At 60.5% G+C, this 24265-nt stretch carries 21 protein-coding genes and 1 tRNA gene; 14 read left to right on the forward strand and 8 right to left on the reverse strand.

The window, feature by feature from the left end:
- The first annotated feature begins 34 nt into the window (after nt 1–34).
- Nucleotides 35–790 carry a methyl-accepting chemotaxis protein gene (locus KSS91_RS28870; protein WP_376739137.1) on the forward strand — a complete coding sequence of 252 codons (756 nt, stop codon included), beginning with the start codon at nt 35–37 and terminating at the stop codon, nt 788–790.
- Nucleotides 791–960: 170 nt separating this feature from the next.
- The gene (locus KSS91_RS22870; RefSeq protein ID WP_217836202.1) at nt 961–2307 is read left to right on the forward strand and encodes a CoA transferase; all 1347 of its coding nucleotides are present in this window, start codon (nt 961–963) and stop codon (nt 2305–2307) included.
- A gap of 112 nt (nt 2308–2419) precedes the next feature.
- On the opposite strand, the gene KSS91_RS22875 is transcribed toward KSS91_RS22870, so the two are convergent.
- Together KSS91_RS22875 and arcD (KSS91_RS22880) are read right to left on the reverse strand one after the other, a co-directional pair.
- Nucleotides 2420–3283 (reverse strand): DNA-3-methyladenine glycosylase family protein, encoded by an 864-nt coding sequence (locus tag KSS91_RS22875; RefSeq protein ID WP_217836203.1) that lies wholly within the window; start codon nt 3281–3283, stop codon nt 2420–2422.
- Nucleotides 3280–4707: an arginine-ornithine antiporter gene (arcD, locus tag KSS91_RS22880; RefSeq protein WP_217836204.1), complete on the reverse strand. Its 1428-nt coding sequence runs from the start codon at nt 4705–4707 to the stop codon at nt 3280–3282. The genes KSS91_RS22875 and arcD (KSS91_RS22880) overlap by 4 nt, the downstream gene beginning before the upstream one ends.
- Before the next feature lie 443 nt (nt 4708–5150).
- Here arcD (KSS91_RS22880) and arcD (KSS91_RS22885) point away from each other — a divergent pair, with 443 nt between their 5' ends.
- From arcD (KSS91_RS22885) to KSS91_RS22940, 12 genes are all read left to right on the forward strand, one after another.
- Entirely contained in the window at nt 5151–6578 is a 1428-nt protein-coding gene (gene arcD, locus KSS91_RS22885; RefSeq protein WP_217836205.1) for an arginine-ornithine antiporter, read from the forward strand.
- A 33-nt stretch (nt 6579–6611) separates the two neighbouring features.
- The gene (gene arcA / locus KSS91_RS22890) at nt 6612–7868 is read left to right on the forward strand and encodes an arginine deiminase (RefSeq protein WP_126047255.1); all 1257 of its coding nucleotides are present in this window, start codon (nt 6612–6614) and stop codon (nt 7866–7868) included.
- A gap of 68 nt (nt 7869–7936) precedes the next feature.
- Nucleotides 7937–8947 carry an ornithine carbamoyltransferase gene (locus KSS91_RS22895; protein WP_007974406.1) on the forward strand — a complete coding sequence of 337 codons (1011 nt, stop codon included), beginning with the start codon at nt 7937–7939 and terminating at the stop codon, nt 8945–8947.
- Nucleotides 8948–9138: 191 nt separating this feature from the next.
- The gene (gene arcC, locus KSS91_RS22900; RefSeq protein WP_007977288.1) at nt 9139–10068 is read left to right on the forward strand and encodes a carbamate kinase; all 930 of its coding nucleotides are present in this window, start codon (nt 9139–9141) and stop codon (nt 10066–10068) included.
- Nucleotides 10069–10080: 12 nt separating this feature from the next.
- Nucleotides 10081–10443 carry a DUF5064 family protein gene (locus KSS91_RS22905; protein WP_217836206.1) on the forward strand — a complete coding sequence of 121 codons (363 nt, stop codon included), beginning with the start codon at nt 10081–10083 and terminating at the stop codon, nt 10441–10443.
- Between the two features lie 201 nt (nt 10444–10644).
- The gene (gene gcsR / locus KSS91_RS22910) at nt 10645–12153 is read left to right on the forward strand and encodes a transcriptional regulator GcsR (RefSeq protein WP_217836207.1); all 1509 of its coding nucleotides are present in this window, start codon (nt 10645–10647) and stop codon (nt 12151–12153) included.
- Between the two features lie 430 nt (nt 12154–12583).
- A complete protein-coding gene (gene gcvH / locus KSS91_RS22915; RefSeq protein ID WP_007977291.1) occupies nt 12584–12967 on the forward strand; it encodes a glycine cleavage system protein GcvH in 384 nt (127 codons plus the stop codon).
- A gap of 11 nt (nt 12968–12978) precedes the next feature.
- Nucleotides 12979–15831: an aminomethyl-transferring glycine dehydrogenase gene (gene gcvP, locus KSS91_RS22920; RefSeq protein WP_217836208.1), complete on the forward strand. Its 2853-nt coding sequence runs from the start codon at nt 12979–12981 to the stop codon at nt 15829–15831.
- Nucleotides 15832–16035: 204 nt separating this feature from the next.
- Nucleotides 16036–17412 (forward strand): L-serine ammonia-lyase, encoded by a 1377-nt coding sequence (locus KSS91_RS22925; RefSeq protein WP_015096592.1) that lies wholly within the window; start codon nt 16036–16038, stop codon nt 17410–17412.
- A gap of 36 nt (nt 17413–17448) precedes the next feature.
- Nucleotides 17449–18573: a glycine cleavage system aminomethyltransferase GcvT gene (gcvT, locus tag KSS91_RS22930; RefSeq protein WP_217836209.1), complete on the forward strand. Its 1125-nt coding sequence runs from the start codon at nt 17449–17451 to the stop codon at nt 18571–18573.
- Nucleotides 18574–18976: 403 nt separating this feature from the next.
- The gene (locus tag KSS91_RS22935; RefSeq protein ID WP_007977299.1) at nt 18977–19189 is read left to right on the forward strand and encodes a cold-shock protein; all 213 of its coding nucleotides are present in this window, start codon (nt 18977–18979) and stop codon (nt 19187–19189) included.
- A 95-nt stretch (nt 19190–19284) separates the two neighbouring features.
- Nucleotides 19285–19773 (forward strand): RDD family protein, encoded by a 489-nt coding sequence (locus tag KSS91_RS22940; RefSeq protein ID WP_015096594.1) that lies wholly within the window; start codon nt 19285–19287, stop codon nt 19771–19773.
- A gap of 135 nt (nt 19774–19908) precedes the next feature.
- Here the strand turns inward: KSS91_RS22940 and nadA are convergent, their stop codons facing one another.
- The 6 genes from nadA to pal form a co-directional block, all read right to left on the reverse strand.
- Nucleotides 19909–20967, reverse strand: a complete 1059-nt coding sequence (gene nadA / locus KSS91_RS22945) for a quinolinate synthase NadA (RefSeq protein WP_007995624.1) — start codon at nt 20965–20967, stop codon at nt 19909–19911.
- A 270-nt stretch (nt 20968–21237) separates the two neighbouring features.
- Nucleotides 21238–21313, reverse strand: a tRNA-Lys gene (locus KSS91_RS22950).
- Between the two features lie 63 nt (nt 21314–21376).
- Entirely contained in the window at nt 21377–22069 is a 693-nt protein-coding gene (queC, locus tag KSS91_RS22955) for a 7-cyano-7-deazaguanine synthase QueC (protein ID WP_095965386.1), read from the reverse strand.
- Between the two features lies 1 nt (nt 22070).
- Entirely contained in the window at nt 22071–22718 is a 648-nt protein-coding gene (gene queE / locus KSS91_RS22960; RefSeq protein ID WP_217836210.1) for a 7-carboxy-7-deazaguanine synthase QueE, read from the reverse strand.
- A gap of 166 nt (nt 22719–22884) precedes the next feature.
- Nucleotides 22885–23724: a tol-pal system protein YbgF gene (gene ybgF / locus KSS91_RS22965; RefSeq protein WP_015096597.1), complete on the reverse strand. Its 840-nt coding sequence runs from the start codon at nt 23722–23724 to the stop codon at nt 22885–22887.
- Nucleotides 23725–23730: 6 nt separating this feature from the next.
- A complete protein-coding gene (gene pal, locus KSS91_RS22970) occupies nt 23731–24228 on the reverse strand; it encodes a peptidoglycan-associated lipoprotein Pal (RefSeq protein ID WP_003178634.1) in 498 nt (165 codons plus the stop codon).
- Nucleotides 24229–24265: the final 37 nt, after the last annotated feature.

Here is a 24265-nt window from a genome sequence, read left to right on the forward strand (position 1 = left end):
GTCTTCGGAAATCGCCCGCCAGACCAGTGAAGGCATGCAGGTGCAGTTCCGCGAAATCGACCAGGTCGCCACCGCGTCCAACGAAATGAGCGCCACTGCCCACGATGTCGCCAACAGCGCCTCGAACGCGGCCAACGCCGCCAAGGGTGCCGACCAGTCGGCCCGCGACGGCATGTCCATCATCGAGCGCAGCACCCGCGACATCAATCAACTGGCCGACGAAGTGAGCAAGGCCGTGACCGAAGTCGAAGCCCTGGCGGTGAACAGCGAACAGATCGGCTCGGTGCTGGAAGTGATCCGCAGCATCGCCGAGCAAACCAACCTGCTAGCCCTCAACGCGGCGATTGAAGCGGCCCGTGCCGGCGAAAGCGGTCGCGGCTTTGCGGTGGTCGCCGATGAAGTGCGCAACCTGGCCAAACGCACCCAGGATTCGGTGGAGGAAATTCGCCTGGTGATCGAACGCATCCAGTCCGGTACCCGCGGTGTGGTCGCCACCATGCACTCGAGCCAGACCCAGGCCCACAGCAACGCCGGGCAGATCCAGCAGGCGGTCCAGGCCCTGAGCAAAATCAGCGACGCGGTCACCGTGATCAGCGACATGAACCTGCAAATCGCCAGCGCCGCCGAGCAGCAAAGCGCCGTCGCCGAAGAGGTCAACCGCAATGTCTCGGCGATCCGCACCGTCACCGAAACCCTGACCGGCCAGGCCACCGAGTCGGCGCAGATCAGCAGCCAGCTCAACACCCTGACCACCCACCAGATGAAGTTGATGGATCAGTTCCGCGTATAAGCAGCACCACCGGAAACTGTGGGAGCGGGCTTGCTCGCGAATGCGTTGTGTCTGACAACAATGATGTCGACTGACACTCCGTCTTCGCGAGCAAGCCCGCTCCCACAGGTTTCACCTGGCTTGTCACCTGATTTGATCTAAGATCTCGCTCTCGCTCCGGAGGGCCTTCGATGACTGGTCTGCTCACGTCCATTCAAGCCGCACTCGGTTTGCCTCACACCCCGATTCCATTCACGTCCAGCGGCGCCCTGCCCTCGGCATTTGCCGTCACCGAACTGGCTTGCGCGAGCATCGCCGCCGCCGGCCAGGCCGCCAGCGAACTGCTGCACCAACAGACCGGACGCCTGCCAAACCTTGAAGTTGACCGACGTCTGGCGTCCTTCTGGTTCGCGACCTCGATTCGCCCCATAGGCTGGACCGTTCCGCCGCTGTGGGACGCGGTGGCCGGTGACTACGCCACCCGCGACGGCTGGATTCGCCTGCACACCAACGCCCCCCATCACCGCGCCGCTGCCGAACGCGTGCTCGGTGCCTGTGCCGACCGCCCGGCGATGGCCGGCAAAGTGGCGCAATGGGCGAAAAGCGAGCTGGAACGGGCGGTGGTCGATGCCGGTGGTTGTGCCGCCGAAATGCGCATCTGGGATCAATGGCAGGTCCATCCTCAAGGCCAGGCGGTCAATGCCGAGCCCTTGATTCAACTCACCAGCCACCCCGGCCAAGGCAGCAAACCGTGGACAGGTTCAGTGGCTCGACCACTGGCCGGCATCAAGGTGCTGGACTTGACCCGGGTACTGGCAGGCCCCATCGCCAGCCGCTTTCTGGCAGGCCTGGGCGCCGATGTCCTGCGCATCGATCCGCCGACCTGGAGCGAGCCGGGGGTGGTGCCGGAAGTCACGTTGGGAAAACGTTGTGCGCGTCTTGATCTGAGCGACAAGTCCGACCGCGGCGTATTCGAATCCCTGCTCAAGGACACCGACATTCTGCTCCACGGCTATCGTGCCGATGCGCTGGAGCGACTTGGCTTGGGCACGAATCAACGCCGGTCACTGAACCCGGACTTGATTGATGTTTGCCTCAACGCCTATGGCTGGAGTGGCCCCTGGCAAAATCGCCGGGGCTTCGACAGCCTGGTACAGATGAGCAGTGGCATTGCCGAAGCCGGCATGCGTTGGAAAAGTAGCGACAAGCCGACACCGCTCCCCGTGCAAGCCCTCGATCACGCCACCGGGTATTTGATGGCGGCCAGTGCGATCAGGTTGTTGGCGCAACGGTTGAGCGACGGTACAGGTGGCTCGGCGCGATTGTCGTTGGCGCGCACGGCGAAGTTGTTGATCGAGCATGGGCCCGGCCCGGACGAGTCGTTGCGTGGCGAAGATCAACAGGATCTGGGGACGCTGGTGGAGCAAACGTCCTGGGGGCCGGCGCATCGGTTGCAGGTGCCGCTGAAGATCACGGCGACGCCGTTGCAATGGGCGCTGCCGGCAACGGAACTGGGTTCACATCCCGCGCAGTGGTGACTGTCAGATCGCCTTCGCGAGCAGGCTCGCTCCCACATGTGATCGCGGCCCCCTGTGGGAGCGAGCCTGCTCGCGATGACGCCAGAAGAGGCAACAAAAAACCCGGATCAACTCAGTCCACCCGACTCAATGAAGTCCACAGCACCTGCGCCGCATACCCGCGATAAGGCCGCCACCCTTCAGCCCGCAACAGCAACTGCCTGGCCGTCACCGGCCCACCCTCCAGTGCCGCCAACGCATTGACCAGCCCTACATCGCCATTGGGAAATCCATCCATCTCCCGCAACTGGCGCAACGCAATGTATTGCGCCGTCCAGTCACCAATCCCGTGCAACGCCAGCAACCGCGCTACGCCCCCCTCCCGACCGGGCTCGAACAATCGCGGGTCATCGAGCAATGCCTGAGCCACACCCGACAAGGTCCGGCCTCGGCTTTTCGGCATGCCCAACGCAGCCAGATCGGCCTGCGCCAACACCTGCGCCGTGGGGAACACATGACTCAAACCCGCTAACGGCTTACCCAGTGGCACGCCATATTGCGCCACCAGTTTCCCCGCCAGGCGAATCGCCGCGACCACCGTAATCTGCTGCCCCAGCACCGCGCGGATCGCCAGTTCCAGCCCGTCCCACGCCCCCGGTACACGCAACCCGGGACGCCCGGTAATCAGCCAGGCCATCAACGGATCAAGCGTTAAATGCCGATGGATCGTGGCGAGGTCGGCATCGAGATCGAACATCCGCCGCACGCTTGCGACGATGTCGGGCACGGCGCTCGGCTCGGGAAAGTCCAGCGTCAGCTCAAGGGCGTCAGACTTGGCAGGCCGGATAGAAAAGCTGCCGTGCATCCCCTTCAGATCGATGCTGCGCGAGTAGACGCCGTCGGCAACCGTTTCCAGTCCTGCAATCGCCCGTGCCGACAAAAATCCCAGCATGGCCGGCCAGTCATAGGGTGGTTGATACGCCAGCAACAGCTTCACAGACTCAGCAACCCGCTATACAACCCATAAGCCGCCAGCCCGGCGCCGCCGATGACCGCGGTGAAAATGCCTTTCTCGAGCGTCGTGAACAATGGCATGCCCTGTTCATGGCGGGCCTTGGCAAACAGGATCACACCCGGCGCATACAGCAACGCCGACAGCAGCAAATACTTCAGGCCACCGGCGTACAGCAACCACACCGCGTAACTCAAGGCGATGACGCCAACCAGCAAATCCTTGCTGCGCTCGGCGCTTGCCTGCTGGTAGGTTTCCCCGCGCACGCACAACAACACCGCATAGGCCGCCGACCACAGGTACGGCACCAGAATCATCGATGACGCCAGGTAAATCAGACTGGTGTAGGTGCCGGCGGAAAACAGCGTGATCAGCAGGAACAACTGGATCATCGAGTTGGTCAGCCACATTGCATTGACCGGCACACGGTTGGCGTTTTCCCTGGTCAGGAATGCCGGCATGGTCTTGTCTTTCGCCGTGGCGAACAGGATTTCGGCGCACAGCAGCGCCCAGGACAGCAACGCCCCCAACAACGAGATCGCCAGGCCGATGCTGATCAGCAGTGCCCCCCAGGGGCCGACGATATGCTCAAGCACCGCCGCCAACGAGGGGTTCTGCAGTTTCGCCAGCTCCGGCTGGGTCATGATCCCCAGCGACAGCACGTTCACCAGCACCAGCAGTGCCAATACCCCAATGAACCCGATCACCGTCGCCCGGCCCACGTCGGAACGTTTCTCCGCCCGAGCCGAATAGACACTGGCCCCCTCGATACCGATGAACACGAACACGGTGACCAGCATCATGTGCCGAACCTGATCCATCACACTGCCGAATTCCGGGTTGTTACGCCCCCAGATATCGAGGGTAAAGATGTCCGCCTGGAACGCTACGGCGGCAATCACGATGAACATGATCAACGGCACGATCTTGGCTATGGTGGTCACCTGGTTGATGAACGCCGCCTCCTTGATCCCGCGCATCACCACAAAATGCACGGTCCAGAGCAGCACCGAAGCGCAGGCGATGGCGATCGGCGTGTTGCCTTCGCCAAAGACCGGAACGAAATAACCAAGGGTGCTGAACAGCAGCACGAAATAGCCGACGTTGCCCAGCCAGGCGCTGATCCAGTACCCCCAGGCGGACGAGAAGCCCATGTAGTCGCCGAACCCGGCCTTGGCATAGGCATACACGCCGGACTCCAGTTCCGGCTTGCGATTGGCCAGGGTCTGGAACACGAACGCCAGGGTCAGCATGCCGACGGCGGTAATCGCCCAACCGATCAGGATCGCCCCGGCATCGGCTCTGGCTGCCATGTTTTGCGGCAGGGAAAAGATCCCGCCGCCGATCATCGAACCCACCACCAAGGCGATCAATGCGCTCAGGCGAAGCTTGTTCGGTGATTGCGACATCGTTGCATCTCCATTTTTCCGGGGGGCGACATCTGCCGCGAGATCGTCACATATCGAGAGTCAACTAAACTCTTGAAGCGTAATAACGTTTATTGGATAACGCCAACCTAAGTCTTTTTACTTGCACAAAACGGCTATTAGAGGCGCCGATATAATCATTTGTTGTATACGCTTTTCCAATACATCAATTTTGTACAAAAAACCCTCGAAGAAGATTGGCGAATTCTGAAAAACCAACTAGCGTCATAATTCGAAACAGAATACAAATTAACTGAAATAATTCACTCGAAGGCTCTAAATCAAGCATTACAAGCAGCCGCCTTGAAGTGATAGCACTCCGCCAACAAACTGGGAACGCTCTCATTTAGTGATCCAAGTCAGCTGATTGGATAACCAACGGAATTAATCTGCTGGCCTCTCTTCTCCTGCATTGGAGTCATGCAATGTCTGAAGCTCCCGGAAAACTCAAACTCGGCGCACTGGTTGCATTAGTCGTCGGTTCGATGATTGGTGGCGGGATCTTTTCCTTGCCGCAAAACATGGCCGCCAGTGCCGATGTCGGCGCCATTCTGATCGGTTGGGCAATCACCGCCGTCGGCATGCTCACCCTGGCGTTCGTGTTCCAGACCCTGGCCAATCGCAAACCCGACCTGGACGGCGGGGTCTACGCCTACGCCAAGGCCGGTTTTGGCGACTACATGGGCTTCTCGTCCGCCTGGGGATACTGGATCAGTGCCTGGCTGGGCAACGTTGGTTACTTCGTCTTGCTGTTCAGCACCCTCGGCTACTTTTTCCCGATTTTCGGTGAAGGCAATACCGTCGCCGCGGTAATCGGTGCGTCGGTGTTGCTGTGGGCCGTGCACTTCCTCGTATTGCGAGGCATCAAGGAAGCAGCGTTCATCAACCTGGTGACCACCGTCGCCAAGATCGTGCCGCTGGTGCTGTTCATGTTGATCGCGTTGTTCGCCTTCAAACTGGACATCTTCACCGCTGACATCTGGGGCCTCAAGAACCCGGACCTGGGCAGCGTGATGGATCAGGTGCGCAAGATGATGCTGGTCACCGTGTGGGTGTTCATCGGCATCGAAGGCGCGAGCATCTTTTCGGCCCGGGCGGAAAAACGCAGCGACGTGGGTAAAGCCACCGTGATCGGCTTTGTCACCGTATTGCTGTTCCTGGTGCTGGTGAACGTGCTGTCGCTGGGGATCATGACCCAGCCGGAACTGGCCAAATTGCAGAACCCGTCGATGGCGGCGGTGCTGGAGCATGTGGTCGGCCACTGGGGCGCAGTGCTGATCAGCGTCGGCCTGATCATCTCGCTGTTGGGGGCGTTGCTCTCGTGGGTGCTGCTGTGTGCGGAGATCATGTTCGCCGCTGCCAAGGACCACACCATGCCGGCATTCCTGCGCAAGGAAAACGCCAACCATGTACCGGTCAATGCCCTGTGGCTGACCAACGCCATGGTGCAGATCTTCCTGATCATCACCTTGTTCTCGGCCAGCACTTACCTGTCGCTGATCTACCTCGCCACCTCGATGATCCTGGTGCCGTACCTGTGGTCGGCTGCCTACGCACTGCTGCTGGCCGTGCGGGGCGAAACCTACGAGGGCGCCTCAGGCGGTCGGCAGAAAGATCTCATCATCGGCGCCGTGGCCCTGGTCTACGCGATCTGGCTGCTGTACGCCGGCGGCACCAAATACCTGCTGCTGTCCGCCCTGCTCTACGCCCCCGGCGTGATCCTGTTCGCCAAGGCCAAGCTGGAAATCGACAAACCGGTTTTCACCAACGTCGAGAAGCTGATTTTCGCTGCGGTGGTCGTCGGCGCCGTGGTGGCGGCCTACGGTCTCTACGACGGCTTCCTGACCCTGTAATGCAATTGTTTTGTCATCTGGAGGATCACTGTAATGACCACGGAAAAAGTTAAGTACGGCGTCCATTCCGAAGCCGGCAAACTGCGCAAAGTCATGGTTTGCTCCCCAGGCCTTGCCCATCAGCGGCTGACCCCGAACAACTGCGATGAACTGCTGTTCGATGATGTGCTGTGGGTGGCCCAGGCCAAGCGCGACCATTTCGACTTCGTCACCAAGATGCGCGAACGTAACGTCGATGTGCTGGAAATGCACAACCTGCTGACCGACATCGTCGCCATCCCCGAAGCCCTGGACTGGATTCTGGAACGCAAGATCACCGCCAACTCGGTGGGTCTGGGCCTGATCAACGAAACCGCGTCGTGGCTGCGCAGCCTGGAGCCACGTCACATCGCCGAGTTCCTGATCGGCGGCGTATCGGGCGACGACTTACCGACCAGTTTCGGCGGCAAGGCCATCGAGATGTTCCGCGATTTCCTCGGCCACTCAAGCTTCATCCTGCCGCCGCTGCCCAACACCCAGTTCACCCGCGATACCACCTGCTGGATCTACGGTGGGGTCACCCTCAACCCGATGTACTGGCCGGCGCGCCGTCAGGAGACCCTGCTGACCACCGCCATCTACAAATTCCACCCCGAGTTCACCAACGCCGACTTCCAGATCTGGTACGGCGACCCGGACAAGGACCACGGCAACGCCACCCTTGAGGGCGGTGATGTGATGCCCATCGGTAACGGCGTGGTGTTGATCGGCATGGGCGAACGCTCCTCGCGCCAGGCCATTGCCCAACTGGCGGTGAACCTGTTCAAGAACAAGGCCGTGGAGAAAGTGATAGTCGCCGGCCTGCCGAAATCCCGCGCGGCGATGCACCTGGACACCGTGTTCAGCTTCTGCGATCGCGACCTCGTCACGATTTTCCCGGAAGTGGTGAACCAGATTGTCGCCTTCACCCTGCGTCCCGATGAAAGCAAGGCAGGCGGCATCGACATCCGACGCGAAGAAACCAACTTCCTCGACACCGTCGCCCAGGCCCTCAACCTCAAAGCGTTGCGCGTGGTGGAAACCGGCGGCAACAGCTTCGCCGCCGAACGCGAGCAATGGGACGACGGCAACAACGTGGTGGCCGTGGAGCCGGGCGTGGTCATCGGCTACGACCGCAATACCTACACCAATACCCTGATGCGCAAGGCCGGGGTGGAGGTCATCACCATCAGCGCCGGCGAACTCGGCCGGGGACGGGGCGGCGGCCACTGCATGACCTGCCCGATCATCCGCGATCCGATCGACTACTAACCTATTACCTTGGCCCGCACTTACCGAGTTCGGGCCAAGGGGATAACCGACACCTTAGGAGATCCAAAATGGCGTTCAACATCCATAACCGCAATCTGCTGAGCCTGGAACACCACACCCCTCGCGAATTGCGCTACCTGCTCGACCTGTCCCGCGACCTCAAGCGTGCCAAGTACACCGGCACCGAACAGCAGCATCTCAAGGGCAACAACATCGCGCTGATCTTCGAAAAAACCTCGACCCGCACCCGCTGCGCGTTTGAAGTCGCCGCCTATGACCAGGGCGCCAACGTCACCTACATCGACCCGAACTCTTCGCAGATCGGCCACAAGGAAAGCATGAAGGACACCGCCCGCGTGCTCGGGCGCATGTACGACGCCATCGAGTACCGTGGCTTCAAGCAGGAAATCGTCGAGGAGCTGGCCAAGTTCGCCGGCGTACCGGTGTTCAACGGCCTGACCGACGAGTATCACCCGACACAAATGATCGCCGACGTGCTGACCATGCGTGAACACGCCGACAAACCGATCCACGAAATCAGCTACGCCTACCTCGGCGACGCGCGCAACAACATGGGTAACTCGCTGTTGCTGATCGGCGCCAAGCTCGGCATGGACGTGCGCATCTGCGCGCCAAAAGCCCTGTGGCCGGCAGACGACCTGGTCGCCCGCTGCAAACAGTACGGTGAAGAAAGCGGCGCGCGCATCACCCTCACCGAAGACCCGAAAGCGGCGGTCAAGGGCGTCGACTTCATCCACACCGATGTCTGGGTGTCGATGGGCGAACCGGTTGAAGCCTGGGCCGAACGCATCCAGCAACTGCTGCCGTATCAGGTCAACGCCGAACTGATGAAAGCCACCGGCAACCCGCGCACCAAGTTCATGCACTGCCTGCCGGCGTTCCACAACTGTGATACCAAGGTCGGCAAGCAGATTGCCGAGCAGTACCCGCACCTGAGCAACGGCATCGAAGTGACCGATGACGTGTTCGAGTCGCCGGCCTGCATCGCCTTCGAGCAAGCGGAAAACCGCATGCACACCATCAAGGCGATTCTGGTGTCGACGCTGGCTGATCTTTAACGGCTGACTCGGCTCCCTCTGACGGAACACGCCCCCCTGTGGGAGCGGGCTTGCTCGCGAAAGCGGTGTATCAGACAACAATGATGTCGACTGACACGCCGTATTCGCGAGCAAGCCCGCTCCCACACTGGTCCGGGTTCCACAGAAAGACCGCGTTGCTTGCAACCTCTTTGCTTAGAAGGACTGACACCATGCGTATCGTCGTTGCTCTGGGCGGTAATGCCCTGCTCCGCCGCGGCGAACCGATGACCGCTGACAACCAGCGCGCCAACATCCGGATCGCCACCGAACAGATCGCCAAGATCCATCCCGGCAACCAACTGGTCATCGCCCACGGCAATGGCCCCCAGGTCGGCCTGCTGTCATTGCAGGCGGCGGCCTACACCTCGGTTTCGCCCTATCCGCTGGACGTGCTCGGTGCCGAGACCGAAGGCATGATCGGTTACATCATCGAACAGGAACTGGGCAACCTGCTGGACTTCGAAGTGCCCTTCGCGACCCTGCTGACCCAGGTCGAAGTCGATGCCAATGACCCGGCCTTCAAGAACCCGACCAAGCCCATCGGCCCGGTCTACAGCAAGGCCGAGGCGGAACAACTCGCCGCTGAAAAAGGCTGGGCAATCGCCCCGGACGGCGACAAGTACCGTCGCGTGGTCGCCAGCCCGAAACCCAAGCGCATCTTCGAAATCCGTCCGATCAAATGGCTGCTGGAAAAAAGCAGCATCGTGATCTGCGCCGGCGGCGGCGGCATTCCAACCATGTATACCTCGCCCGGCAAACTCGAGGGCGTCGAAGCGGTCATCGACAAGGACCTGTGCTCGGCGCTGCTGGCCGAACAACTTGAAGCCGATCTACTGGTGATCGCCACCGACGTCAACGCCGCTTTCATCGACTTTGGCAAACCCACGCAAAAAGCCATCGCCCAGGCGCACCCCGACGAGATGGAAAAACTCGGCTTCGCCGCCGGTTCCATGGGACCGAAGGTGCAGGCAGCCTGCGAATTCGCGCGCCATACTGGAAAAGTGGCGGTGATCGGCTCGCTCGCGGACATCGAGGCGATCGTCCAGGGCAAGGCCGGTACGCGCATCAGCACGGCGACACCGGGCATTATTTACTTGTAAGGAGAGACGTCCATGGCAATGTTTGAGCCAGGCCACTTGCACATCGAGCGTCACGCGCTGACCAATGATGATGTCAGCTACAACGTGCACCTCGACTATAAGGTCGCGCAGGATCCCAAGAAAGGCAAAGGGATCGAGTTCACCATGCATGGCAGCATGCAGGGAAAGGAGATGACAGAGACCTTCTTCCTGCCAAAGGAGGAGGCCTACAACTTTGCCAACAACGTGACGAAAATCGCAGAGAAGTACGGTATCCCAAAGACACATAGCCAGATCGGCTCGGTGCACAAGCATTACGATTTGATGTTCGAAGACATCCGCAAGCAACTGAATATGAAATCCGGCGACCCGATAGATCTCGAGAAATTCGAGTAGCCCACATTTCCCTGTGGGAGCGGGCTTGCTCGCGAAAGCGGTGTACCAGTCGCCAACGATGGTGCCTGACACGACGCTTTCGCGAGCAAGCCCGCTCCCACAGGGGGATCATCGACCTATTGAAATCCCCGCAAAATTTCACCATTAGCCCGCCCCAAGGCATACTTGCCACCCTCCGCACTGCAGAACCAAAACCGCCCCATGCGTATCCACGTCAGCTTCATCGACCGCGTCGGTATCACCCAGGAAGTCCTGGCCCTGCTTGGCGGGCGCAATCTGAACCTGGATGCGGTGGAAATGGTCCCGCCCAATGTTTACATCGACGCCCCGACCCTGAGCCCGCAAGTCCTCGAAGAACTGCGCGATGCCCTGTTCAGCGTGCGTGGTGTGCAAGCGGTGACGGTGGTCGACATCCTGCCCGGCCAGCGTCGGCACTTGCAGCTCGACGCATTGCTGGCCGCCATGACCGACCCGGTGCTGGCACTGGACAGCGACGGCAAGGTGCTACTGGCCAACCCGGCGTTGATCGCCCTGTACGGCCGCGAACCGAATGGTGAAAGTGTGGCCGAGCTGTTTGCCGACCCGGCCTTGCTCGACGCCCTGCTCGAACACGGCTTTCGCCTGCCGCTGCGGGAAATCATCATCAATGGCCAGACCTTCCTGCTCGACGCCACACCGATCACCGACGCCGGCGCCCTGCTGACCCTGTACCAACCGAACCGCATCGGCGAACGCCTGTCCGCACTGCACCATGACCACGCCGAAGGTTTCGATGCCCTGCTCGGCGAGTCCCCGGTGATCCGCACCCTCAAGGCGCGCGCCCAGCGGGTGGCCGCCCTCGATGCACCGCTGCTGATCCAGGGTGAAACCGGCACCGGCAAGGAACTGGTGGCCCGTGCCTGTCACGCCATCAGCGCCCGGCACAGCTCACCCTTTCTGGCGTTGAACTGCGCGGCATTACCGGAGAACCTCGCCGAAAGTGAACTGTTCGGCTACGCCCCCGGCGCTTTCACCGGCGCGCAACGCGGCGGCAAGCCAGGGCTGATGGAGCTGGCCAACCAGGGCACGGTGTTTCTCGATGAAATCGGCGAGATGTCGCCGTATTTGCAAGCCAAGCTGTTGCGGTTCCTCAACGACGGCAGTTTTCGCCGGGTCGGCGGTGACCGTGAGGTCAAGGTCAACGTGCGGATCCTTAGCGCGACCCACCGCGACCTGGAAAAAATGGTGAGCGAAGGCCTGTTCCGCGAAGACCTGTTCTATCGCCTCAACGTCCTCAACGTCGAAGTCCCGCCCCTGCGCGAGCGCGGCCAGGACATCCTGCTGCTGGCCCGCTACTTCATGCAGCAGGCCTGTGCGCAGATCCAGCGCCCGATCTGTCGCCTGGCGCCAGGCACTTACCCGGCGCTGCTGGGCAACCGCTGGCCGGGCAACGTGCGGCAATTGCAGAACGTGATCTTCCGCGCCGCGGCGATTTGCGAAAGCAGCCTGGTGGACATTGGTGACCTCGACATCGCCGGCACCTCGGTGGCCCGCCAGGGCGACCATGACGTCGACAGCCTGGAACAGGCCATGGACGAATTCGAGAAGACCCTGCTGGAAAAACTCTACGTCAGCTATCCCTCGACCCGGCAACTGGCGACCCGCCTGCAAACCTCCCACACCGCGATTGCCCATCGGCTGCGCAAGTACGGCATTCCCGGCAAAGCCTGAGACCTGACACCGAACAATTGTGGGAGCGAGCCTGCTCGCGAATATGGTGGATCTGTCACTTCAATATTGCCTGACACTACGCCTTCGCGAGCAGGCTCGCTCCCACAGGGTTAGCAGCTGATCTGAAAATCGCGCCAAAAACGACCTCCACCTGTACTGAAAGCGCTACAGCGGAACGATATCGCTACATCCCTCTCCGATCACGGCTGTGCAAGGCTTTGATCCACCTCGGCTTTTATCATTGACATACGCCGTATCGATTTCGCTACAGCGAATGAATTTCTATCTTTGTCACAACCGCCTAAATCATTGATCAATAACAATAAAAACAACATTGGCCGCGTTCTTGCTATGTAGTTCTCCATAACCAGGGCATCGCCCAAGCATTCAATCGCGTCCACCAGACGAGTCTGGCCCCTTAGGAGTTTCCATGAGCGAGTTGCGTTTTACTGAAGATCACGAATGGCTGCGCACCGAAGCTGACGGCAGCGTCACGGTCGGCATCACCGCTTTCGCACAGAACGCCCTGGGCGACGTGGTTTTCGTTCAACTGCCTGAGCTGCAGTCCTACGACAAAGGCGCCGAAGCCGCCACCGTGGAATCGGTAAAGGCTGCCAGCGGCGTGTACATGCCGCTGGACGGCGAAGTGCTGGAAGTGAACCCGGCGCTGGACAGCAGCCCTGAGCTGGTCAACGAAGATCCGCTGGGTGAAGGCTGGTTCTTCCGTTTCAAACCTGCCGATGCCTCCGCTGTCGGCCAACTGCTGGACCAGGACGCCTACGACCGCCTGATCAAAGCCCAAGCCGAAGCCTGAGGAGCACTGACATGACCCAGATCAATCTGACCACTGCCAACGAATTCATCGCCCGTCACATCGGCCCGCGCGCCGGTGACGAGCAAGCCATGCTCAACAGCCTCGGCTTCGACTCCCTGGAAGCCCTGAGCGCCAGCGTGATTCCCGACAGCATCAAGGGCACCAGCGTCCTCGGCCTGGAAGACGGCTTGAGCGAAGCAGATGCCCTGGCCCTGATCAAGTCCATCGCGAGCAAAAACCAGCTGTTCAAGACCTTCATCGGCCAGGGTTACTACGGCACCCACACGCCGTCGCCGATCCTGCGCAACCTGCTGGAAAACCCGGCCTGGTACACCGCCTACACCCCGTACCAGCCAGAAATCTCCCAGGGTCGTCTCGAAGCGCTGCTGAACTTCCAGACCCTGATCAGCGACCTCACCGGCCTGCCGATCGCCAACGCCTCGCTGCTTGACGAAGCCACCGCCGCTGCCGAAGCCATGACCTTCTGCAAACGCCTGAGCAAGAACAAAGGCAGCCATCAATTCTTCGCCTCCGTGCATTGCCACCCGCAGACCCTCGACGTACTGCGCACCCGTGCCGAGCCTCTGGGCATCGACGTGGTGGTTGGCGACGAGCGTGAACTGAGCGACGTAACGCCGTTCTTCGGCGCCCTGCTGCAATACCCGGCAAGCAACGGTGACCTGTTCGATTACCGCGAGCTGACCGAACGTTTCCACGCCGCCAACGCCCTCGTCGCCGTGGCAGCCGACCTGCTGGCCCTGACCGTGCTGACCGCACCGGGCGAGTTCGGTGCCGACGTGGCCATCGGCAGCGCACAGCGCTTCGGCGTGCCGCTGGGCTTCGGTGGCCCGCACGCGGCGTACTTCTCCACCAAGGATGCCTTCAAACGTGACATGCCGGGTCGCCTGGTCGGTGTTTCCGTAGACCGTTTCGGCAACCCGGCCCTGCGCCTGGCCATGCAGACCCGCGAGCAACATATCCGTCGCGAGAAAGCCACATCGAACATCTGCACCGCGCAAGTGCTGCTGGCCAACATCGCCAGCATGTACGCCGTGTACCACGGTCCGAAAGGCCTGACGCAGATCGCCAATCGCGTGCATCACCTGACTGCGATCCTGGCCAAAGGCTTGAGCGCATTGGGTCTGAACGTCGAGCAAGCGAACTTCTTCGACACCCTGACCGTGAAGACCGGCGCTCAAACCGCCGCCCTGCACGACAAGGCGCACGCCCAGCGCATCAACCTGCGCGTGGTCGATGGCGAACGCCTGGGCCTGTCCCTGGACGAAACCACCACTCAAGCCGACGTTGAAACCCTGTGGAGCCTGCTGTCCGACGGCAAGACCCTGCCGGACTTCGCCGCCCTCGCCGCCTCGGTGCAGAGCGCCATCCCGGCCGCGCTGGTACGTCAGTCGCCGATCCTCAGCCACCCGGTGTTCAACCGTTATCACTCGGAAACCGAGCTGATGCGCTACCTGCGCAAACTGGCGGACAAGGACCTGGCGCTGGACCGCACCATGATCCCGCTGGGTTCGTGCACCATGAAACTCAACGCCGCCAGCGAAATGATCCCGGTGACCTGGGCCGAGTTCGGTGCCCTGCATCCGTTCGCCCCGGCCGAGCAAAGCGCGGGTTATCAGCAATTGACCGACGAACTGGAAGCCATGCTGTGCGCTGCGACCGGCTACGACTCGGTATCCTTGCAACCGAACGCCGGCTCCCAGGGTGAATACGCAGGTCTCTTGGCGATCCGTGCCTACCACCAGAGCCGTGGCGAAGACCGCCGCGACATCTGCCTGATCCCGTCGTCGGCCCACGGCACCAACCCGGCCACCGCTCAGATGGCCGGTATGCGTGTGGTCGTGACCGCGTGCGATGCCCGTGGCAACGTCGACATCGAAGACCTGCGCGCCAAGGCCATCGAGCACCGCGAGCACCTCGCCGCGCTGATGATCACCTACCCGTCGACCCACGGCGTGTTCGAAGAAGGCATCCGCGAAATCTGCGGCATCATTCATGACAACGGCGGCCAGGTGTACATCGACGGCGCCAACATGAACGCCATGGTCGGCCTCTGCGCGCCGGGCAAGTTCGGCGGCGACGTGTCGCACCTGAACCTGCACAAGACCTTCTGCATCCCCCACGGTGGTGGCGGCCCGGGCGTTGGCCCGATCGGTGTGAAATCGCACCTGGCGCCGTTCCTGCCGGGCCACGCACACATGGAGCGCAAGGAAGGCGCCGTTTGCGCGGCACCGTTCGGCAGCGCGAGCATCCTGCCGATCACCTGGATGTACATTCGCATGATGGGTGGCGCGGGCCTCAAGCGTGCTTCGCAGCTGGCGATCCTCAATGCCAACTACATCTCCCGTCGCCTCGAAGAGCACTATCCCGTGCTGTACACCGGCAGCAACGGCCTGGTGGCGCATGAGTGCATCCTCGACCTGCGTCCATTGAAAGACAGCAGCGGCATCAGCGTCGATGACGTGGCCAAGCGCCTGATCGACTTCGGTTTCCACGCGCCGACCATGTCGTTCCCGGTAGCCGGCACGCTGATGATCGAGCCGACCGAAAGCGAATCCAAGGAAGAACTGGACCGCTTCTGCGACGCCATGATCCGCATCCGCGAAGAAATCCGCGCGGTGGAAAACGGCACCCTGGACAAGGACGACAACCCGCTGAAAAACGCTCCGCACACTGCCAAGGAACTGGTGGGCGAGTGGTCGCACCCGTACAGCCGCGAGCAAGCGGTTTACCCTGTTGCGTCGCTGATCGAAGGCAAGTACTGGCCGCCGGTCGGTCGCGTCGACAACGTGTTTGGCGACCGCAACCTGGTCTGCGCCTGCCCTTCGATCGAAAGCTACGCTTAAACCAATGAGGGGGCGGATTGATCCGCCCCCGATTTCCAGAACACCCCACAACCCTGTGGGAGCGAGCTTGCTCGCGATGACGGACTGACAGCCACCATCAATGTCGACTGAACGACCGCTATCGCGAGCAAGCTCGCTCCCACAGGGATCTGTGCCAAGTCTTATGTTCCGTGAATTCCTATAACAAGAAACCGGAGAACCACCATGTCGTTAAGCGTGTTCGACCTGTTCAAGATTGGCATCGGCCCCTCCAGCTCCCACACCGTCGGTCCCATGCGCGCCGCTGTACGCTTCGTCGAAGGCCTGCGCCGTGAAGGGCTGCTGACGGCCACCACCTGCGTCAAGGTCGAGCTGTACGGCTCGCTCGGCGCCACCGGCAAGGGTCACGGCAGTGACAAGGCTGTGCTGCTGGGCCTGGAAGGCGAACACCCGGACACCGTGGATACCGAAACCGTCGCTGCGCGCCTGCAAGAGATTCGCAGCAACGCACGCTTGAACCTGCTCGGCGAACACAGCATTGCGTTCAACGAGAAAGAACACCTGGCGATGATTCGCAAACCCTTGCCCTATCACCCCAACGGCATGATTTTTCGCGCCTTCGATGCGGCGGGTTTGCAGATCCGCAGCCGCGAGTACTACTCGGTGGGTGGCGGGTTTGTCGTTGATGAGGACGCAGCAGGCGCCGACCGCATCGTCGAAGACGCCACACCCCTGACCTTCCCCTTCAAAAGCGCCAAGGACCTGCTCGCTCATTGCGCCAAATACGGCCTGTCGATCAGCCAGGTGATGCTGACCAACGAAAGCGCCTGGCGCCCGGAAGCGGAAACCCGCGCCGGCCTGCTGAAGATCTGGCAGGTCATGCAGGACTGCGTCGCCGCCGGTTGTCGTAATGAAGGCATCCTGCCCGGTGGCTTGAAGGTCAAGCGCCGGGCGGCTGCGCTGCATCGGCAATTGTGCAGCAACCCTGAGTCGTCCTTGCGCGATCCGCTGTCAGTGCTGGACTGGGTCAACCTGTACGCCCTGGCCGTCAACGAAGAAAACGCCAACGGCGGACGCGTGGTCACGGCACCCACCAATGGTGCGGCCGGGATCATTCCAGCGGTGCTGCATTACTACATGCGCTTTATCCCCGGCGCGAATGACGACGGGGTAGTGCGTTTTCTCCTCACTGCCGCCGCCATCGGCATTCTGTACAAGGAAAACGCCTCGATTTCCGGCGCCGAAGTGGGCTGTCAGGGTGAAGTCGGCGTCGCCTGCTCGATGGCCGCCGGCGCCTTGTGCGAGGTGCTTGGCGGCAGCGTGCAACAAGTGGAGAACGCCGCGGAAATCGGCATGGAACACAACCTCGGGCTGACCTGCGACCCGATTGGCGGGCTGGTGCAGGTGCCTTGCATCGAGCGCAACGCCATGGGTTCGGTCAAGGCCATCAATGCGGTGCGCATGGCCATGCGTGGCGACGGGCAACACTTCGTCTCCCTCGACAAGGTCATCCGCACCATGCGCCAGACCGGCGCCGACATGAAAAGCAAATACAAGGAAACCGCCCGTGGCGGTTTGGCGGTCAACATTATCGAGTGCTGATGCGCGCTCATCTGCACCCTTCTTCAGGAGCTGAATATGTCCACCGAACAACTGTTGAAAACCCCGTTGCACGCACTGCACATCGAACTCGGCGCGCGCATGGTGCCGTTCGCCGGCTATGACATGCCGGTGCAATACCCGCTGGGCGTGATGAAAGAACACCAGCACACCCGCGACCAGGCCGGGCTGTTCGATGTCTCGCACATGGGCCAGATCCGCCTGACCGGCGCCGATGCCGCCAAGGCCCTGGAAACCCTGGTGCCGGTTGACATCATCGACCTGCCGGTGGGCATGCAGCGTTACGCGATGTTCACCAATGCGACGGGCGGCATCCTCGATGACCTGATGGTCGCCAATCTGGGCAACGACGAACTGTTCCTGGTGGTCAACGCCGCTTGCAAGGATCAGGACCTGGCCCACCTGCGCAAGCACATCGGTGAGCAGTGCACGATCGAGCCTTTGTTCGAAGAGCGTGCGCTGCTCGCCCTGCAAGGCCCGGCTGCCGTGACGGTACTGGCACGCCTGGCCCCTACAGTGGCGAAGATGACCTTCATGCAGTTCGCCCGCGTGAAGCTGCTGGGCGTGGACTGTTTTGTCAGCCGCTCGGGTTACACCGGCGAAGACGGTTTCGAAATTTCCGTCCCCGCCGCCAACGCTGAAGCACTGGCTCGCGCCCTGCTGGCCGAGCCGGAAGTGGCCGCCATCGGCCTGGGCGCCCGCGACTCCCTGCGCCTGGAGGCGGGCTTGTGCCTGTACGGGCATGACATGAACACCGACACCAGCCCGATCGAAGCGAGCCTGCTGTGGGCGATCTCCAAGCCGCGTCGCGCCGATGGCGCACGGGCCGGCGGCTTCCCTGGCGCAGAAACCGTGTTCGCCCAGCAACAGGCAGGTGTCAGCCGCAAGCGCGTCGGCCTGTTACCGCAGGAACGCACACCGGTGCGCGAGGGCGCCGAGATCGTCAACGAAGCCGGCGACATCATCGGTAGCGTCTGCAGCGGCGGTTTCGGGCCGACCCTGGGCGGGCCGCTGGCCATGGGTTATGTCGACAGCGCCTATATCGCACTGGACACACCCGTCTGGGCGATTGTGCGTGGGAAAAAGGTGCCTTTGCTTGTAAGCAAAATGCCATTTGTTCCACAACGCTACTATCGCGGCTGATTGAATGTTCCTATAAGTAACGCGGTTGCGTTAACTGTGCACTAATGTGTAACGCAACCGCCATAAAATAGTGCATTGTTTGGCTCTAAGCTTCGATTATGAACTTTGCTTATAACGATCGAAAACATTTGAACAGCGCTAGCGTATAAGGCCCCACTAGTGGACTGACTTTGCCATCAACCTGAGGAAATACGGGGCCTTCACAGGGCTTGTTTTTTCTCCCGTAGTTGGCGTAGAGTTTGTTCACTGTGTTTGCATGGGTCGCTTGGAATCGTGACCTGGGCAGTAGCCTACAAGTTAGCTACATCCCGTTCGACGTCTTCTTACTCTCCTGCAACCAGCCCCAGTACTCTTTCATGAGAAGGAGACTGTCATTAATTTTTTGCGTCAAAGGAAATAAGAAATGTCCCAACGTCAGAGCGGTACCGTCAAGTGGTTTAACGACGAGAAAGGTTTTGGTTTTATCACTCCTGAAAGCGGTCCGGATCTGTTCGTGCATTTCCGCGCCATCCAGGGCAACGGCTTCAAGAGCCTGAAAGAAGGCCAGAAAGTGACTTTCATCGCCGTGCAGGGCCAGAAAGGCATGCAGGCTGACGAAGTACAAGCAGAAGCCTAATCTTCTGTAACGAAAAAGCCCCTGATGCTGACATCAGGGGCTTTTTTGTGCGCGCAAATCCGTAAAATGGCTTCTTTTTCCGCCGAGAGCCTGCCATGTCGAAACACCTGCTTACTCCCCAGGGCGACTTTCCTGCCGCTGGTCTGGGTCGTCGTCTGGCAGCCATGTTCTATGATTTCCTGCTGTGCACCGCCCTGCTGATCGTCACCAGCGGCATCTACAAGATGATCCAGATGGCGATCATCGGCGAAGAAAGGATGCGCACCCTGACCGAAGCCGGCGCGCTGGACGGCGATCCCCTGCTCTCCACAGTCCTGCTGTTCGTACTGTTTGGCTTCTTCGCCAAATTCTGGACCTGGTCGGGTCAGACCCTGGGCATGCAGGTCTGGTGCATTCGCGTCCAGAACGCCGACGGCTCATCCATCAGCCTGTGGCAGGCGCTGTTGCGCTTTGTGGTGTCGATCGCTTCCTTGCTGTGTGTTGGCCTTGGGTTCTTCTGGTCGCTGTTCGACAAACAGCAACGCAGCTGGCATGACATGTATTCCAACACCCGGCTTGTGCGGATTCCAAAGAAGACCAAATAATTTCCCGACGCAGAAACCACTGTGGGAGCGAGCTTGCTCGCGATGGCGTAGTGTCAGTCAATTTCAATGGTGACTGATACGCCGCTATCGCGAGCAAGCTCGCTCCCACAGTTTTTTGTGCTTGGTTGAAAGATCTTATGCGTTACCCGCCAGTTTCATCCGCGCCGCCTGGGTGAAGTCCAGCATCCGCTTGAGCGGTCGAATCGCCTGCGGGATCAGCGCCGGATCGACAAAGATCTCGTTCGCGCCTTCTTTCAACGCCTTGAGCGTGCGCTCAAGGGTGTTCATGGCCATCCACGGGCAATGTGCGCAACTGCGGCACGCCGCGCCGTTACCCGCCGTAGGGGCTTCGATAAAGACCTTGTCCGGGCACAGCTGCTGCATCTTGTAGAAGATGCCGCGGTCGGTGGCAACGATCAGCGTCTTGTTCGGCAGGCTCTGTGCCGCCGCGATCAACTGGCTGGTGGAGCCCACGGCGTCGGCCAGCTCAATCACCGAAGTCGGCGACTCCGGGTGCACCAGGATCGCCGCATCCGGGTACAGCGCCTTCATGTCTTCAAGCTGCTTGGACTTGAACTCTTCGTGAACGATGCAGGCACCGTCCCACAGCAGCATGTCGGCACCGGTCTGACGCTGGATGTAGGTACCCAGATGCTTGTCCGGGCCCCAGATGATGGTCTCGCCGTTGTCCATCAGGCTTTCGACGATTTCCAGCGCACAGCTTGAAGTCACCACCCAATCCGCGCGGGCTTTTACCGCAGCGGAAGTGTTGGCGTACACCACGACCGTGCGCTCCGGGTGTTGATCGCAGAACGCGGAAAACTCGTCCACCGGGCACCCCAGGTCGAGCGAACAGGTCGCTTCGAGGGTCGGCATCAGCACGCGTTTCTCCGGATTGAGGATCTTGGCCGTCTCCCCCATGAACTTCACGCCGGCGACCACCACGGTCTTGGCCGGATGGGCATTGCCGAAGCGGGCCATCTCCAGCGAGTCGGAGACACAGCCCCCCGTCTCTTCGGCCAGCGCCTGAATGACAGGGTCACAATAGAAGTGGGCCACCAGCACCGCGTCCTGAGCCTTGAGCTCGGCAGCGATGGCGGCACGGTAGTAAGCCTCTTCATCGGCGGTCAGCGGTTTGGGCTGTTTGGCGTCGAGGTGGGCTTGAACCAGAAGGCGTTCGGATATTTGCGTCATGTTCGCAAGACCTGCAAGCGCATTCGCGCGAAAGTCGAGTATACACCCGGCTCCGGACCCTTCAGGGTACCGCCGGGAAAGTGGGTATTCATCAGGTACGGACAGCGTTGAAGCTGCGCAAGGCTACAGAATATCCGACAGATGCAAAAGATGATTCTGACCTGCGCCTTGCGCAGCAGCCCGAAGCGAGGCGGACTTGAATCGCAGGCAAAAAAAAATCCGGAAATCCTCACTTGCGTGGGCCTTCCAGACTTTTAAAACTGCTAAAAATGGTGGGTCGTGTGGGATTCGAACCTACGACCAATTGGTTAAAAGCCAACTGCTCTACCAACTGAGCTAACGACCCGCTGTGTGGTGGCGCGTATAATACTGATTTTTAAGGACTATTCAACACCTATTTTGAAAATAATCAAAAATAAGGTGTTGGATCGCTGATTCCGGCCGCTGCAAAGCCTTCCGCGCGCAGTCGGCAGCTGTCGCATTTGCCGCACGCACGGCCATCATCGTCGGCCTGATAGCAGGAAACGGTCAGCCCGTAGTTCACGCCAAGCTTCACGCCCGCCTGGACGATCTGCGCCTTGCTGAGGTTTTGCAGCGGCGCCTGAATGCGGAAGCCATTGCCTTCCACGCCGGCCTTGGTTGCCAGGTTGGCCATGCGCTCGAACGATTCGATGAACTCGGGACGGCAGTCCGGGTAACCGGAGTAATCCACCGCATTGACGCCGATGAAGATGTCCCGCGCACCGAGCACTTCAGCCCAGCCCAGGGCCAGGGACAGGAACACCGTGTTTCGCGCAGGCACGTAAGTGACAGGAATGCCCTCACCCAGCTCTTCCGGTATATCGATGCTGCGGTCGGTCAGCGCCGAGCCGCCCATGCCGTTCAGGTTCAGGCCGATCACCTTGTGCTCCACCACCCCCAGATCCCGCGCCACGCGCTCGGCGGCGTACAGTTCGGCGTGAGAGCGCTGACCGTAGTCGAAACTCATGGTGTAGCAGCTGTAGCCTTCGGCGCGCGCCATGGCCACCACGGTCGCCGAGTCCAAGCCACCGGACAGCAGGATGACTGCACGTTTTTCAGCAGTGTTGAGTTGTTCAGTCATTTCAGCGCCCCGGCTCGTCATTCCATAGATATTTATGCAGCTGCAATTGCAAACGCACTGGCAGGTTGTCCGCCACCACCCAGTCCGCCAGGTCCCGGGCATTGAGATCATGGTGGCTTGGCGAGAACAGGACTTCGCCGGCGCGCTGGTCCAGACCGTACTGGATCAGTTTGGAAACGGACCAGTCATAGTCCTCCCGCGAACAGATGACAAACTTCACCTGATCGTTGGGCGTAAGCAGCTCGATGTTTTCGTAGCGATTGCGGTGCGCTTCCTTCGAACCCGGGGTTTTCAGGTCGACAACGCGACTGACCCGGGAATCTACTGCCGAGATATCGATAGAGCCACTGGTTTCCAGTGACACTTCGTAACCGGCGTCGCACAAGCGCTTGAGCAAGGGAATGGCGTTGGGTTGCGCCAGGGGCTCGCCGCCCGTAACACAGACATAACGCGGGCGGAAACCGGCGACCTGCTCGAGGATGTCGTCGAGGGTGCGAATGGTTCCGCCAGTGAACGCGTAGGCGCTGTCGCAGTATTGGCAACGCAACGGGCAACCGGTCAGGCGCACAAAAACCGTGGGCAGGCCGGCAGTCCGAGTTTCACCCTGCAACGAGTAGAAAACTTCGGTGATTCTCAATGTGTATTGCATAGTCGCCACGGGCGTAACAGCTAAACAGGCTGTCCGCCTCCGTCAGGCACTTCAAGGAACCCCGGCAATGCGCAGATCCCAAAAAGCGTGTTTCAGAAAAAGGGGGTGAATTCTAACGAAAAAACCCGCGACAAGCGCGGGTTTCTTTGAAACGGCTCAAGCCGCCTTACATTTTCTGCAGGTCACGCTGCGCCAGCTGAGCAGCGGAAGTGCCCGGATACTGGGACACCACCTGCTGCAGAATGCCCTTGACCCGGTCGGTATGACCGAGACGGCGCTCTACATCAGCGAGCTTGTACAGCGAATCAGGCACCTTGGCGTGCTTGGGATACAGCTGCGAAACCTTGGCAAACGCCTGACCTGCACCTTGCAGATCGCCTTTGGCCAGGTTCACTTCGCCCAGCCAGTACTGGGCGTTGCCCGCGTACTGACTGTTCGGGTATTTGCGCAGGAATGCGGCGAAAGCCTGGCTGGCCTTGTCGAAATCCTTGGCCTTGATCAGGTCGAAGGCAGCATCGTAATAGAGCTTTTCCTTCGCCGGATCTGCCGGTTCGCTACCCGCGGCAGGTGCTTGAGCGGCGGCTGCGCCAGCTGCTGCACCTGCGGCTGCACCGGGGGCGTTCAATTCACCACCGGTGGAAGAATTTTCAGGAGTCGCGGCTGGTGCAACGCCGGTTCCTATGCGCCGATCAAGATCCTGGTATCGCTCCAGGCTTTCCTGCTTCATGCGCGCTACATCATTTTGCAGTTCTTCGATCACACCCTGTTGGCGCGAGATCTGCTCCTGCATTTGTTGCAGTTGGTTGAACAGCTGGCCCTGTGCCGAGACAGGGGTCGAAACCCCTCCCCCGGCATAGGCGCCGTTCGTACCGTAACCTGCAGGCGGATAACTGCTCCCGCTATTGTTATAGCCGGAGTCATTATCGACCACAGGAACCGCAGCCCACGCCGCAAGCGGCGCGAGGCTGAGAGCCAGGACAGTTACAGCACGACGGCACGTTCGCATGACGAATTACTTACGCAGTTCGACGCGACGGTTTTGAGCCCAGGACTGCTCGTCGTTGCCGGTAGCAACTGGACGCTCTTCGCCGTAGGAAACCAGTTCCAGCTGAGCTGGGGAAACACCTTGCAGTACCAGGTAGCGCTGAACGGCTTTCGCACGACGCTCGCCCAGTGCCATGTTGTACTCACGAGTACCACGTTCGTCGGTGTTGCCTTCCAGAACAACGCGAGCGCCGTTTGCTTTCAGGTCTTTGGCGTGAACGTCCAGAGCGCGCATGGCTTCTGGCTTCAGGTCCGAGCTGTCGTATTCGAAGTAGAAAGTGGTGATAGCGCGCAGTGCAGCTTCTTCGCTCAGGGAGCCGTCAACTGCACCAGTGTTTGCGCCGTAACCAGCGTTTGGATCTACCGCGCCTTCACCGGCATTGTCGCCGCCTTTGGACGAGCAACCTACAGCTACAGCCATGGCCAGTGCCAGCGCAGCAAATTTACCAAACTTCAGCATTTCCATCGTGAAACTCCTAATGAACCCCAGTGTGTTAAGTAAA

It is taken from the genome of Pseudomonas azerbaijanorientalis (genome assembly GCF_019139795.1).
Taxonomy (GTDB): Bacteria; Pseudomonadota; Gammaproteobacteria; order Pseudomonadales; family Pseudomonadaceae; genus Aquipseudomonas; species Aquipseudomonas laurylsulfatiphila.